Origin of the sequence: Streptomyces sp. NBC_00820, assembly GCF_036347055.1 — a bacterium.
GTDB lineage: Bacteria > Actinomycetota > Actinomycetes > Streptomycetales > Streptomycetaceae > Streptomyces.
On sequence record NZ_CP108882.1, the window covers coordinates 3,222,213 to 3,235,615 of the forward strand.

9 protein-coding genes, 2 tRNA genes and 2 pseudogenes are annotated in these 13,403 nt (G+C 73.8%); 4 read left to right on the forward strand and 9 right to left on the reverse strand.

Translation table 11 applies throughout. From position 1 onward, the window contains the following. Positions 1 to 137 precede the first annotated feature (137 nt). Complete coding sequence (locus OIB37_RS14615; protein WP_330458027.1) at positions 138 to 896, forward strand: IclR family transcriptional regulator; 759 nt, start codon at positions 138 to 140, stop codon at positions 894 to 896. A gap of 272 nt (positions 897 to 1,168) precedes the next feature. Continuing rightward, positions 1,169 to 1,242, forward strand: a tRNA-Lys gene (locus OIB37_RS14620). Between the two features lie 86 nt (positions 1,243 to 1,328). On the opposite strand, the gene OIB37_RS14625 is transcribed toward OIB37_RS14620, so the two are convergent. The 3 genes from OIB37_RS14625 to OIB37_RS14635 all read right to left on the reverse strand — a co-directional run bounded on the left by OIB37_RS14625 (position 1,329) and on the right by OIB37_RS14635 (position 4,745). Further along, positions 1,329 to 1,934 (reverse strand): lytic polysaccharide monooxygenase auxiliary activity family 9 protein, encoded by a 606-nt coding sequence (locus tag OIB37_RS14625; RefSeq protein ID WP_330458028.1) that lies wholly within the window; start codon positions 1,932 to 1,934, stop codon positions 1,329 to 1,331. Positions 1,935 to 2,088: 154 nt separating this feature from the next. Further along, a complete protein-coding gene (locus OIB37_RS14630; protein WP_330458029.1) occupies positions 2,089 to 3,231 on the reverse strand; it encodes an SPFH domain-containing protein in 1,143 nt (380 codons plus the stop codon). 164 nt (positions 3,232 to 3,395) lie between these two features. Then, positions 3,396 to 4,745, reverse strand: a complete 1,350-nt coding sequence (locus tag OIB37_RS14635) for a peptidoglycan-binding protein (RefSeq protein WP_330458030.1) — start codon at positions 4,743 to 4,745, stop codon at positions 3,396 to 3,398. A 217-nt stretch (positions 4,746 to 4,962) separates the two neighbouring features. On the opposite strand from OIB37_RS14635, the gene OIB37_RS14640 reads away from it, so the two are divergent. Then, positions 4,963 to 5,036, forward strand: a tRNA-Lys gene (locus OIB37_RS14640). 688 nt (positions 5,037 to 5,724) lie between these two features. Further along, positions 5,725 to 6,270 (forward strand): annotated as a pseudogene (locus OIB37_RS14645) (glycosyl transferase); the annotation flags it as partial. A gap of 10 nt (positions 6,271 to 6,280) precedes the next feature. Here the strand turns inward: OIB37_RS14645 and OIB37_RS14650 are convergent. From OIB37_RS14650 to OIB37_RS14675, 6 genes and pseudogenes are all read right to left on the reverse strand, one after another. After that, positions 6,281 to 7,349, reverse strand: a pseudogene (locus OIB37_RS14650) (glycoside hydrolase family 6 protein). A 280-nt stretch (positions 7,350 to 7,629) separates the two neighbouring features. Beyond that, complete coding sequence (locus tag OIB37_RS14655) at positions 7,630 to 8,304, reverse strand: class F sortase (RefSeq protein WP_330458031.1); 675 nt, start codon at positions 8,302 to 8,304, stop codon at positions 7,630 to 7,632. Positions 8,305 to 8,315: 11 nt separating this feature from the next. Then, positions 8,316 to 8,975 carry a hypothetical protein gene (locus OIB37_RS14660; protein WP_330458032.1) on the reverse strand — a complete coding sequence of 220 codons (660 nt, stop codon included), beginning with the start codon at positions 8,973 to 8,975 and terminating at the stop codon, positions 8,316 to 8,318. Positions 8,976 to 9,104: 129 nt separating this feature from the next. Further along, complete coding sequence (locus OIB37_RS14665; RefSeq protein ID WP_330458033.1) at positions 9,105 to 9,896, reverse strand: HAD-IIA family hydrolase; 792 nt, start codon at positions 9,894 to 9,896, stop codon at positions 9,105 to 9,107. A 713-nt stretch (positions 9,897 to 10,609) separates the two neighbouring features. Then, the gene (locus OIB37_RS14670) at positions 10,610 to 11,656 is read right to left on the reverse strand and encodes a hypothetical protein (protein ID WP_330458034.1); all 1,047 of its coding nucleotides are present in this window, start codon (positions 11,654 to 11,656) and stop codon (positions 10,610 to 10,612) included. 211 nt (positions 11,657 to 11,867) lie between these two features. Next, positions 11,868 to 13,295 (reverse strand): ROK family protein, encoded by a 1,428-nt coding sequence (locus OIB37_RS14675; protein WP_443058269.1) that lies wholly within the window; start codon positions 13,293 to 13,295, stop codon positions 11,868 to 11,870. Positions 13,296 to 13,403 lie beyond the last annotated feature (108 nt).

Below are 13,403 nucleotides of genomic sequence, written 5' to 3' on the forward strand. Positions count from 1 at the left end.
CTGCGTCGCAGTTGGGAGGGGCCGGTGAGCATCGCAATCTCGCCAACACCCCCTCCCCTTCGGCTCTTTGCCCGCTATCGTGGAACCGATCCGCCGACCGGATTTCGCGGCCAAGAGAGCGAGCGCAGGGGGAAACCGTGGCGCTGAAGCACGAGCCGACCGCCCCGTACCACTCGGCCCAGGACGCGCTGCGCGTCCTGGAGACCGTGGCCCGTCACTCCGCCGGCATCACCGACTCCGACCTGGCCCGCGACACCGGCCTGGACCGCGGACGCCTGACCACCCTGCTGCGCATGCTGCGCCGGGAGGGCTACGTCGAGCAGATCGCCGACGGGGCGTACGTCACCGGGGACACGCTGCGCCGGCTCACCTCGGCGCACGACCGGGAGCGCGCCCTGCGCGAGAAGCTCCAGCACACGCTGGACCGGCTGCGGGACTCCGTCGGCGCGGCCGTCTACATCAGCCGGTACGTGGACGGCGAGGTCCACGTCACCCAGTACGCCGCGGGGCCGGGCGCCCCGGCGGTCAACGAGTGGGTCGACTTCCGCTACTCCGCGCACGCCACGGCCGTCGGCAAGAGCCTGCTGACCCAGCTGGACCACAACGGCCGCCGCGACCACCTCTCCCGGCACAAGATGGCCCGCCTCACCTCGCGCACCATCACCAGCGACAAGCTGCTGCTCTCCCGCCTGGAGTCGCAGCCGCCGACCGTGCCCGTCCTGGACCTCCAGGAGTACGCGATCGGCACGGTCTGCGCGGCCGTCCCGATCACCGCCGGTTCAGCCGTCGGCTGTCTGGCCGTGTCCCTGCCGGTGGAGCACGCCCACCGGCTGAAGCGGGCCGCCGACACGCTCAACCGCAACGCGGCCCCGGTGCTGCTGTCGCTGACGCTCTAGGGGGGTGTCGTTTGGACAACGCGGCGAGGTGCCGTGCCGGGCGTCGCGGACCCGAGCTGATCCAAACGACACCCCCTAGGCCGGCCGGGGCGGCGCTGCGGACGGGCTTCGGTGGAAGATGTCCCGTAGGGGCTCCACGGGGTCCCGCGGTGCCCCTACGGGTTCCCTGCGGGGTCCCCACGGAGGGCGCGGCCGGGTGGTCACGAGCACCCTCCAGGACCAGGTAGTATTTTCTTTGTCGCCGGCCGCGAAGAGCGGAAGGCGAGAGTCACGCGCCGCTAGCTCAGTTGGTTAGAGCAGCTGACTCTTAATCAGCGGGTCCGGGGTTCGAGTCCCTGGCGGCGCACAGCAGAAGGGCCCCTCGCGAGAGCGAGGGGCCCTTCGACGTTTCCCCGCCGGGCCCGGCGGGCCGGTCGAGCCCGGCGCGCGGAGTCAGAAAGTGACGTCGGAGCAGGCGTAGAACGCGTTGCCCGTGTCTGCGATCGTCCACACCGCGAGGATGACGTGGTGGCCGCTCAGCCCGCCCGGCAGGGTGCCACTGTGGCTGAGGGTGGCCGGCGGGCGCTGCCCGTTGTACGGCACCGTCAGGAACGGGGTCAGGTTGAGGTCGGAGCGGGACAGGGCGTGGCCCTGGTTCCAGCCCGGCCTGGTGACGTAGTAGCGGAAGTCGGTCGTGGCGTGCATGGCGGTGAACTGCCAGCGGAAGGTGTACGACTGACCTCCCGTCACCCGGGTCGTCGGCCAGGCCGCGCCGGACGGGGTGGCGGGCGAGCTGAGCTGGGCGAAGCGGCTCACGCCGCCGTTGCAGAGCTGGCCGTCGGCGGGTCCGGCGGCCGGGAAGCCCTTGGGGCCCTCGACGCTCTGCGGCTCCCACTGGATGTCGCCGCAGTTCGGCACGGTGCCGTTCTGGCAGAGCTTCTGCCTGCTGACGGGGAGGTCGGTGTAGCCGTGCCCGCTGGCACCGCCGGTGGAGAGCGCGAAGGCTCCGGCGGTCACCAGCGCCAGCACGGCCGCGGACAACGTGGTCTTCGTACGCATGCTGCCGCTCCTGGAGAACGTGGGGGAGTTTCAGTGAGCCGAGCTGTGCTGTAGGTCTAGACCAAGCCCCAGATTATTGCCGTCTGTTGAACATGTCCATACCAACCGCCCAAACCAGCCGCGCGGGCTCCCCCGCCCGGACGCGCGTGGGCCCTCACCCCGGTTCACCGCGCCCCGAGCAGAACGCCACCGTCAGGTCCCGGACCAGGACCTTGCGCTCGTAGTCGTCGAGTTCGACCAGCCCGCGCACGGTCAGCCGGGTCACCGTGTCCTCCACGGAGTCCACGACCGAGCCCAGCATCGAAGACCGCTGCTGGGCGTCCAGCGCGGCGATCCGGCGCCGGTGCATCGCGGCGGCGAACTCCGGGGCGTAGTCCACCCGCAGCGGGCGGACCGAGAACACCTCCAGGCCGACCGCCGCCGCGTCCGCCGCCACCAGCCGGGTCAGCACGTCCGCCGCCGCGTCCACCCCGCTCCGCGTCCCGCCCGGCGACTCCACCGGCACCCGCAGCAGCGCCGCCTCCACGCACTCGCGCAGATAGGTTTCGTGGTCCTCGATCCCGAGCAGGGCGCGCGCGGTGTCCCGCACCCGCCACACCACCAGGACGACCACCCGCAGCGCCACCCCGCTCGCGTCCGCCGCCGGCATCGCCTCGCTGCGCCAGTGCCGCAGCCGCACGTCGGCCCGGCGGCGGCGCAGCAGCGGGTTCACCCAGAGCAGCCCGGTACGACGGACGGTTCCCCGGTAGCGGCCGAACAGGCCGAGCACCCAGGCCCGCCCGGTCCGGCCCCGGGTCAGCCCGCCGAAGCCGCACAGGCCGAGCGCCCCGGCTCCCGCGTACGCCGCCCACTGCGCGGGACCGAGCCCCGCGCCCGCGTGCACCGGCAGGCGCAGCGCCTCCGTCGCGAGCGAGGGGAGCACCCCCGCCCACCACGAGGTGGCCAGGCACCCCGCGGCACCGCTCACCCCGGCGCACAGCCCGGCCGCTCCGGGCAGCACCCGCGCCGGCTGCTCCATCAGCTCCGGGTCGACCTGGGGTGCCGGCCGGCCGCGGACCTGGGCGGCCGGGCGGCCGAGGCGCGGCTGCTCGCCGGTGCCCTGCCGGCGGCCCACCACGGCGGGTTTCAACGGCACCGACACCGGGGCCGGTTCGTCACGGAACAGCAGATGGACGGGGATCTCCGTGGTCGCCTCGTTCTGGATGAGCCGGGGCGGCCGGGTGGCCGTACCGGTGACACCCGGCGCGCCCTCCGCGTACTCCTCGGGTTCGGGCGTGTGTGACGTGGTCGTACTCATGCGTGCCTCCAGCCTCCGCGCCAGACGCGTCATGACAAGGGAATGAGAACGGGAAATGCGAACGGGAAGGGGACGTGGGCGGGTCTCCACGCCGGACTCCGTGCGGGGCTCCGTGCGGGGCTCCGTGCGAGAAGACCCGCGACAGCGCCCCGCGGCGAAGCCGGCTAGGCGAACAGCCGGCGCCAGGTCTCCGGTCCCGGGTAGCCGTCCGCCGCGCCGCCGCGCCAGCCCTGGGCGCGCTGGAACGCCTCCACGGCCCGCCGGTCCGCCTCGCCCCAGACCGGACCGGGCCCCTCGCTGTAGAACCTGCCGAATCCCTTCTTCACCAGTTGCCGTCCCAGCTGGGCGACGTAGTCGTTGTCCGCGCCCGGACGGAAGTAGTTCCGGCCGGGATACCCGGGCACCCCGTGCGAGGCGGGGACACCGGAGCCCGTGCCGGCGGGCACCTGGGAGCCGGAACCGGAACCGGGTGCCGTGGATCCGCCGCCGGGGATGGGCTTGCCCTCGCCGGTCATCAGCAGTTCCCAGGTACGGGTCCCGGGCAGTCCGTCGGCGTCCGCGCCGGTCCAGCCCTGGGCCCTCTGGAACGCCTGCGTCGCCCGCCGGTCGGCCTCGCCCCAGACCGGACCGGGACCCTTGGCGTAGAAGGAGCGGCCGCCCCTGGCCACCAGCATCTCGCCGAGCATGGTCACGTACTTGTTGTCGGCCCCCGGACCGAAGGACCGCGCGCCCGGGAACGGGACCGGCGTCTTGGCCGCACCGCCCGCCTGCGCGCCCGCCGTGCCGGCGACCACGCCCTTGTAGCGGTAGGGGACGTACTTGTCCGCGTTGGTCCAGTAGGGGTACGGGGTGGCCTGGCTGCGGGCGTGCGGCGGGGTCTGCTCGTACACCGTGTAGTACGTGTGCGTGTAGTCCGTCCAGCCGCCGAAGATCACCACGTGGGAGCCCTTCTCCGGGTTGGCCGGGTTGTGGAAGAGCAGCATGTCGCCGGGCTGGAGCTCCTCCTTCGTGATCTTCACCCCGAACTGGTCGAGGCTGCCGGTCCACTCGTTGGAGAGCAGCCCCCAGGCCATGGAGACGTAGCCCGAGCAGTCCTGCCGGTAACCGTCCTTCCAGTAGGAGGTCATGCTGTACGGCACCTTCGCGGTCACCCAGGTCTTGGCCCGGTTGATGATCTCGGTGCGCGTGATGGTGGTGATCCGGGTGGCGGGCTTGACGGGCTGGCCGGCCGGACCGTGCAGCGGGGCCTTGGGGCCCTGCGGGGTCTCGGGCCCGGCGTCCCCCGCGGGGGAGCCGGGACGGGGCGGGGAGTGGGGGGCTGCCTGGGCGGCGGCCGGGACGGCCGCGCCGAGGGCGGCGGACGCGGCGGCGGCCACGACCACGACGCCTCGGACCGCCGGGCGGCCGCAGGGGTGACCGGACAGCGACCGGGGGGACATCCGGCGCCGCTGGACACAGCCGGGGCAGTCGCAGTCGCTCGCGGGATCGAATTCCTCGAACACCGGAGCCGCCATGCGATCTACCTCACATTCGGGGTGGGTTTGTCCGCGAGTGTGCACGTTGATCAGTTTCACAACTGTCCGCGAGACGCGCATGTTGACGGTCCGAATGATGTACAGCCCGGGCGGCGCCCCCCAGGGGACGCCCCCGGGGGTTCCCCGAGGCCACCCGGGGAACATCGCCTGGCCGGAACCACCCCTCCAGGTCATGTAGAGTTTTCTCTGTCAGCAAGCGCCGCTAGCTCAGTTGGTTAGAGCAGCTGACTCTTAATCAGCGGGTCCGGGGTTCGAGTCCCTGGCGGCGCACAGACAAGGAACAGGCCTCTCGCACACGCGGGGGGCCTGTTCCCGTATGGCCGGACACCTCCGGACGTGGCGGCCCGGGGGCCTCCGCGAGCGGATCAAGCGGGCGGATCAAGAAGCGCCCCATCGACCGCCGACCTCCCTCCCTCGGGCGAAGCGGCGCAGGCGCCGGAGGTCGTCGAGGCCGGCCGGGTGGACGTGCCGCGGGATCCGCGGGTCGCCCGCCGACGGCACCGGGAGATCCCGCACGCCGTCCGGTCCGGCGACTCCGCACGGGCGGAGGGGGTCACGTAAGACCGCTTCGGCGATGCCCACGCCCGTCTCTCCCCCACCGGGCCACCCGAACCCCCGGAACCCCACCCGCTCCACAATGAACTGGTTTGACCGGTAAACAGCGCGTTTCGTGTCTTGCGATCATGCCGGACGCCATAGAACCCTGGTTGCCCACGATGCTGTGGAACAACGGTAGTTGGGGTGAAGCAAGCGGTTGCCGACCGGCGGGGAGGGGGACCCGCCCGCGCACCGGTGCCCAGGGGGGCATCACGCGACCGGAAGATCACCGTCCCGTCCGCAGGGGTGGGCAGGACGCGGCGACGGTGACGCACCACTGACACGTCCGTGCCGGCCGGGGAGCGCCGAGCGGGCGGAAGACCGACGGACACGCGTTGACCCGCGTGTGGGGGGATGACTCATGACGTCGACGCCGAAGGGCGCCCGGCAGAGCCACGACCGGAACCACGATCCGCACGACGACCCGTCACCGACCGCACGGCCGAGAACCGTCGCGCACCGCACCGGCCACTCGCATCCGGTCAGGGGCAGCCTGCCGCGATACGACTACGAGCACTACAGCCGGCTCGCCGGCCCCCTCACCCAGCCGGCTCCGGGGGAGCCCTACCGGGTGCGGTACCGCTCGCTGCTCGCGCAGGAGCCGCACCGGATACGCGCGGCGCTCATGCTGGGCGCCGCGCCACTGCTGTCCCTGGTCCTGCTGGCCTGGCTGCTCCAGCCCGAGCACTGGACCGAACGCGACTATCCCGTCCACGACTTCCTGCCGGCGCTGGACACCGTGATGCTGGTCTCGATCGGCCTGATCGAGTTCTTCCGCTGCATGACCGTGCTGTCGAACGCGCACGCCACCCTCGTCGCCCGCGATCCGGTCCCGGTGGTGCCCGAGACCGGCACCCGGGTCGCCTTCCTGACCACCTTCGTGCCCGGCAAGGAACCGCTGGAGATGGGCTCCGCGCCTACGCCCCGGCCAGCCGCAGGGCGTAGGCGGGCCACCAGTCGCCCGCCTTGGGGCCGCCCTTGCAGGTGCCGTCGGACTCGCCCGGACGCTTCACCCACAGGTAGGCGTCCGCCAGCGGGTCCCCGGTCCTCGTGGTCGGGGGCTCGCCCAGCGCCCTGCCGGGCGGGTTGCACCAGCGCTCGTCCGGGTCACCCGCCGTGTAGGGGCCGTTGCCGTTGCGGCTGGTGTCGACGACGAAGTGCTTGCCGCCGGTCTTCGCCGAGAGCCGCTTGCCGTAGGTGAGGGAGTCCGGGGTGGAGTAGAAGTTGGAGACGTTGACGGCGAAGCCGTCGGCCCGGTCGGCGCCGGCCCGCTGGAGCGAGGGGACGATCCGGTCGGGGCGGCTCCAGCCGGCGTTGCCGGCGTCCAGGTAGACCTTGGCGCGCTCAAGGGACTTGAGCCGGGTGACGGCGCCCTTGAGGAGGTCGTAGCGCTCCTCGTGGAACTCCTCGGGGGTGCAGCCGTCGGCGAGGTGGAGCACGGCGTCGGGTTCGAGGATCACGGTGGCGGCGCGGTCGCCGATGCCCCGGGCGACCGCGTCGATCCAGGCGCGGTAGGCGTCGCCGTCGGCGGCGCCGCCCTGCGAGTACTGGCCGCAGTCGCGGTGCGGGATGTTGTAGAGGACGAGCAGGGCGGTGCGGTCGGACTTCTCGGCGGCCTCGGTGAAGCCGCGGGCCTCGCGCTCGGGGTCCTCCGGGCCGATCCACTCCCCCGTCGGCTGTTCGGCGATCTTCCGGATCTGCGCGGCCTCGGTCTTCCTGCCGGCCTTCTCGTAGGCGGCGACCTGCCGGGCCGCGGTGCCGTCCGGGTTGACCCAGAAGGGGTCTGCGGCCTTGGGCCGCTGGGTGATCCGCGCCTTCGCGTCCGACGCCTCGTCCCCGCCTCCGGCTCCGGCTCCGGCTCCGGCTCCGGCTCCGGTCGGGGTTCCCCCTCGGCTCCCGTCTCCGGCTCCGGCTCCGCCCCCCGCTTCCGCCTCCGGAGGAGCAGCCGGCGACCAGCAGTGCCGCCCCCAGCAGCACCGCGGACACCCCTGTCCGCGCCCTCGCCCGTTTCACCGGGCGGTCCCCCCTGCCGTCGTCCATGCGATCCCCCCTGGGCGCATCGTTCCGGGCGCCAATCGTTACATACCGCCCCCGCCGGTCACGAGGCCGCGCGAGGACCGGGGGCGCGGAGGTGCCTTGCGCGAAGGTGCCGGCGCGGGGCCCGGGGGGCGGGGGTGATCAGGGGGGACCAAGGGAGATCAGGGGGAGGGATCAGGGGGAGGGATCAGGGGGTGATCAGGGGGGATCAGGGGCGCGGGGGATCGGATCAGGGGGCGGTGCCGGTGAGGTACGCCGAGACCACCACGTTGGCCGTGTAGCCGCCGCTGACGGGGTCGAAGACGCCGCCGCAGGTGATCAGGCGGAGTTCGGCGCGGCCCGCGACGCGGGTGCCGTAGGCGCGGCGGGCGTCGAAGTGGTCGTTGGGCAGGACCTCGACGTCGTCGACGGTGAACTCGGCGACCTTGGCGTCCGCGCGGACCACCCGGACCGTCTCGCCGGGCGTGAGGGTGCTGAGCTTGTAGAAGACGGCGGGCCGGGTCCGGGTGTCGACGTGCCCGACCAGCAGTGCGGTGCCGGCCGCTCCGGGAGTGGCACCGGCGCCGTACCAGCCGACCACGCCGGCCTGGTCGAACGGCGGCGGGTCGATGGCGCCCCGGCTGTCCAGGCCGCGGGCCACCACCGGTGCCTGCACGCCGAGTTCGGGGATGTCGACGCGCTGTGGGACCGACCGCTCCAGCGGCTTGGCCGGGGCGGGCAGATAGCCCGTGCCGGCGTCACGGCCGAGGCCCGCCACGTCACCGCTCGCCGGCCCGGACGGGTTCGCCGGCACGCCGGTCACGTCGCGGCCCCACAGCCACAGACCGAGCAGCAGGACCGTCCAGGCCACGGCCGTGATCAGCCGCCCGGTGCCGGTGGAGCGCCCGTGCTCGTCGTCGGACATCGCGGGGGCCCTCAGCCCGTACCGCGGCTCCGGCGGGATCTGAGCACCCCGACGGCGGCCGCGGCGCATCCCGCGAGGGCGAGGCCGGTCAACGCCTGCAGCGTGCCGGGGCCGGACCCCGTGGTGGCGACCGTGGCGAAGTGGGTCGTGTCCTCGATGCCCGGCGCGGCGCCGGTACCGGCACCGATGCCCATGCCGACGCCGGTGCCGGTGGCCGTGGTGACGGCGGTGCCGCCGCCGCCCGCGTGGACCGGGGCGACGGGCGACTCGCCGGTGAGGGGTTCCGTGTCGGACGCCGAATCCGAGGAGTGATCCGAGTCGCCGACGGGTGTTCCCGCGACCGTCATCCGACCGGTCAGGACCTGGCCGGCGCAGGTGACCCGGACATCGTAGGAACCCGGCTCGGCGGCCGAGCGCAAGCGGGTCTCTCCCGTCAGCGTGCCCTGGGCGCCGGTCAGGCGGGCGTCGGAGACGAACGCGTCGGATGTGGCGGTGCCCTGCGAGGCGGAACAGTCGCGCACCCGCAGGGACACGTCGGCACCCGGCGCCGGAGAGGCCGGGGTCACGGTGACTCCGCCGTCGCGCGTGCCCCCGTCCGCCGCGTGGGCCGTCGGCGTGAACGCGGCGGCGGCAAGGATTCCAGTACAGAGAGTGAGGCGAAGTGAGCCCATCGTGAACCTCCAGATATTGGGAGGCTCCCTCGTACGGCGCTCCGCCGCATCCTCAGGGGGTGCCCGATTGCTCCATCCGGGCGAGAGAGGGCGCGGAAGGGGTTTGGTATCCCCCGGTCGGATGATCGTTCAGACGAGGTCGACCAGGTCCGCGATCGAGTCGACGACCCGGGACGGACGGAAGGGGTAGCGGTCGATGTCGTCCGCCTGGGTGACGCCGGTCAGGACCAGGAAGGTGCGCATCCCGGCCTCCAGGCCGGCGAGGACGTCGGTGTCCATGCGGTCGCCGATCATCGCGGAGGTCTCCGAGTGGGCGCCGATCTGGTTGAGCCCGGCACGCATCATCAGCGGGTTGGGCTTGCCGACGAAGTACGGCTTCTTGCCGGTGGCGGCGGTGATCAGCGCGGCGACGGAGCCGGTGGCGGGCAGCGCCCCCTCGGTGGACGGGCCGACGTTGTCGGGGTTGGTGGCGATGAACCGGGCGCCGTCGTTGATGAGGCGGACGGCCTTCGTCATGGCCTCGAAGGAGTACGTGCGGGTCTCGCCGAGGATCACGAAGTCGGGGTCGTGGTCGGTGAGGATGTAGCCGACGTCGTGCAGGGCGGTGGTCAGGCCTGCCTCACCGATGACATAGGCGCTGCCGCCGGGCCGCTGGTCGGCCACGAACTGGGCGGTGGCCATGGCCGAGGTCCAGATGTTGTCCACCGGCACCTCCAGGCCCATCCGCTGGAGCCGGGCGTGCAGGTCGCGGGCGGTGTAGATGGAGTTGTTGGTGAGCACGAGGAAGGGCCGCTCGGCCTCGCGCAGCTTCTTCAGGAAGGCGTCGGCACCGGGGATCGGGACACCCTCGTGGATCAGGACGCCGTCCATGTCGGTGAGCCACGACTCGATGGGCCTGTCGACGTGCCTGCGGTCTGCCATGTGCGTCTCCTGGCGTGCGTACGGTCAAGAAAGGCTGGGGGCGCCGGAACCACGGCGTACCGACGCCCCCAGCCTAGTCAGGACGACCTGATCTCGGACCCGGCCGGGTGCGGGTGGCTGGGGCGGGTGCGGGTGGCTGGGGCGGGTGCGGGTGGCTGGCGCGGGGCCGGGTGGCTGGCGCGGGGCCGGGTGGCTGGCGCGGGGCCGGGTGGCTGGCGCGGGGCCGGGTGGCTCGGGTGAGACCGTCCGGCTCGGGCGGGCGCGTCCGGCTCGGGCGGGTGTGGGTGGCCCGGGCGGGTGTGGGTGGCCCGGGTGAGACCGTCCGGCTCGGGCGGGCGCGTCCGGCTCGGGCGGGTGTGGGTGGCCCGGTGCGGTCTGCTCGGTGGAGTCCCGAGCGGGTGCCCCTTCCGGCCGGCCGCGCCGCGTCGCGCCTCACCGGCCTCCGTCGAGCAGGGCGGGAGCAGGGTGGGGGCGGGGTGGGCAACTCCGCGACCGAGTCGAGGACATGGGTGGCACCCGCGGCACGGAACTCGGTGCCGCCGTGGGCCCGGAGGTGGTGAGCGGTCCGCATCATCTGCGGCCGCACCCGGCGCACGAGCAGGCCGGGTACGGCCAGTTGGCGCGCCGCCCCGCCCAGCCGGCCATTCACGGGGGCAGGCGGGGAAGGCAGGTGCGCGGGTGTACCGGGATGGGGCCCGGCACACCCGCGGCTGTCAGCGGCGTCTGCGGGACAGCAGGAACGCGCTGCCGCCCACGGCCAGGAGCACGGCGGTGGCCGTGAGCAGCCCGCGCGCCAGTCCGAGACCGGTGCGGGCGAGTTCGCGGGCCCGCTGGCCGGCCTCCTGCGCCTCCTGGGCGAGGGGGAGCGCGGCGCCGGGGGTCCTTCCGCCGGTGGACGGCGTGGCGGAGGGGGACGCGGTGGAGTGGGGGGTGGTGGACGTGGCGACCCCGGGGGGCGTGGCCGCCGTACCGGTGGCGTCCTGGGCCTGTCCCGCCCCGGCTTCGTCCGTCCAGGGCTGCCCCGTCCGCGCCGCGCCGTTCTGGTCCCGGCCGCTCTCGGCCTGGCCGCTCCGGGTCTCCCCCGGCTGCGCCTGCCCCGTCCGGGTGCCGCCTGGCTGCTCCGGGTCCTGCGCCGCCGTCGTACCGCCTCCGTCCTGGTCGTGGCCGGCACCCCGGTCGGCATCCCGGTCGGGGTCCCGGTCGGCGGCGGCGATCGCGAACCGGTAGTCGTCCGACTCCCCGATCCACTCGCCGTCCTGGCCCCGGCGCTGGACGACGGCCGCGTTGGCGGTGACCTGTTCGGGGGCGGCGTCGGCGGTGAGGGCGAGCCTCACCTTGACGGTGACGGTCTTGCCGGGCGCCACGGTGAACCCGGCGAACCCTTCCGCGTCGAACACGCCGACCAGCTCCTGTTCGTCCGTGCTCTCGAACCGGACGGGCCGGGCACGGGCGCCGTCGTAGAAGTCCAGATGGGGCTGCGACGGTTTCAGGGTGTGTTTGTCGTCGGTGAGGACGATGACCGGGTGAACGCCGTTACAGGCCCGGCCGGTGGTGTTGGTGAGGTCGATGTACCAGGTGCCGTGGTCTCCACCGGCCTCGTAGGAGGCGGGGCCGCCGTGGATGCGGGTGGCCAGCGGAAAAGTGCGGTCGCCGGGGGCCGCGCAGGAGGGGGTCGCGTCGGCGTGGGCGGCGTCCGACACGGCGGGTACCAGGAGAGCGGCTGCGGTGAGGCAGAGGGACAGGGACGTACACAATCGCATGAACACATGACCATGTCGGGTCGAGGCCCGTCGTACGGGGTGCCGCTCCGTGGACGGCCCCAAGTCCGCTCGATCAGCGCAGGCGCACGGCGGGACGGACTGTACGACCGACTGTGCGGCTCGGACGCCCTGTCGGCGGACGGCACGCGAGCAAGGGGCACGGGAAACCGCGCGAGCAAGGGGCGCCCTCCCCCCTGCCATGAAGAACGCCTCAGCTGTCCGCCCGTCCGAACATCGGCGCCAGCAGCAACTGCGCGGCCCCCTCGGCCACTCCCCGTTCCCCGCCCGGAGCCACCCGTACCGGGACCGTGCCACCGGGCATCCCCTCCCGCCGGGCCCGCGCCGCGAGGACCTCGGCGACGCCGTGCACGTACGCCTCCGGCGCCCCGGCGATCGTCCGCCCGCCGAGCAGGACGAGGTCGATGTCCAGCAGTCCCACCAGATTCCCGGCGCCCACCCCGAGCACGCGCGCCGCCTCCGCGACGTCCCCCCGGGACACGGCCGCCAGGCACAGCGCCTCCATGCAGCCCCGGTCCCCGCATCCGCACGGCGGCCCGTCCAGCTGGATCACCTGGTGCCCGAACTCCCCGGCCCCGGTCCGCGCCCCCCGGTGCATGCTCCCGCCGATCACCAGGCCGGCCCCGAGCCCCGTACCGAGGTGCAGGTACGCGAACGAGCCGCCCGCCCCGCCGACGGACAGCCCGAGGGCCGCCGCGTTCGTGTCCTTGTCCACCACCACCGGCACCCCGAGCCGCTCGGCGAGCGCGTCGCGCAGCGGAAACCCCTCCCACTCCGGGAACCCGGTGACCCGGTGCAGCACGCCCCGGGCGTGGTCGAGCGGTCCGGGCAGCGCGACCCCGACCCCGAGCAGCGTGCCGGCACCCGCGAGCCCGTGGTCCCCGGCGTCACGCCGGTCGCCGTTCCCGTCGCCCAGGACCGCGTCCACCAGCGCCGCGACCTCCCCGGCGACCGCCCGCACCACGTCCTCGGCCCGCCCCCGGGCCTCACCTCCGCCGCCGCCGCCGGCGCCTCCACCTCCACCCCCGCCGGAGGTCACGCCCCCGGCCCCGTAGGGGACCTCAGCCCCATCAGGGACCTCGGACCCGTAAGGGACCTCAGCCCCGTAGGGGACCGCAGCCCCACCAGGGACACCGGCCCCGTAGGGGACCTCGGACCCGTAAGGGACCTCGGACCCGCAGGGGACCTCGGACCCGTAAGGGACCTCAGCCCCGTAAGGGACCTCAGCCCCGTCACGGACCTCAGCCCCGTAAGGGACCTCAGCCCCGTCACGGACCCCGGCCCCGAACCCCAGCCCGACTTCCCGCCGCCGCTCCCCCACCACCGTGCCGTCGAGATCGACCAGCACCACCCGCAGCTCGTCCCGGTCCAGATGCACCCCCACCGCGTGCCCGGCCTCCGGCACGAGCCGCAGTACGGTGCGCGGCTTGCCCCCGGTGGACGCCCGGCGCCCGGCCTCCGCCGCGAGTCCCGCCTCCCGCAGCCGCGCGGTGATCTTGCTGACGGCCTGCGGGGTCAGCCCCGTACGCTCGGCCAGTTCCAGCCGGCTGATCCCCTCCGCCCCCGCGCCGCGCAGCAGGTCGAGCACGAGCGCGGTGTTGTGGGACCGCACCGCAAGCAGATTCGCCCCCGCCGGACCGCCCTTCGTCCGGTTCCCGGTCCCGTTCACGCGATGCCGCCGTTCGTCCTGTTCACACGACCCATTGTCCCCGCCGCTTGCACTTTGGCA

Excerpts from the sequence above, each read along its gene's own strand:
- OIB37_RS14625 (WP_330458028.1), bottom strand. The coding sequence starts at position 1,934 with ATGCGTACGAAGACCACGTTGTCCGCGGCCGTGCTGGCGCTGGTGACC.
- OIB37_RS14630 (WP_330458029.1), bottom strand. The coding sequence starts at position 3,231 with ATGAGTACGACCACGTCACACACGCCCGAACCCGAGGAGTACGCGGAG.
- OIB37_RS14635 (WP_330458030.1), bottom strand. The coding sequence starts at position 4,745 with ATGGCGGCTCCGGTGTTCGAGGAATTCGATCCCGCGAGCGACTGCGAC.
- OIB37_RS14655 (WP_330458031.1), bottom strand. The coding sequence starts at position 8,304 with ATGTCCGACGACGAGCACGGGCGCTCCACCGGCACCGGGCGGCTGATC.
- OIB37_RS14660 (WP_330458032.1), bottom strand. The coding sequence starts at position 8,975 with ATGGGCTCACTTCGCCTCACTCTCTGTACTGGAATCCTTGCCGCCGCC.
- OIB37_RS14665 (WP_330458033.1), bottom strand. The coding sequence starts at position 9,896 with ATGGCAGACCGCAGGCACGTCGACAGGCCCATCGAGTCGTGGCTCACC.
- OIB37_RS14670 (WP_330458034.1), bottom strand. The coding sequence starts at position 11,656 with ATGCGATTGTGTACGTCCCTGTCCCTCTGCCTCACCGCAGCCGCTCTC.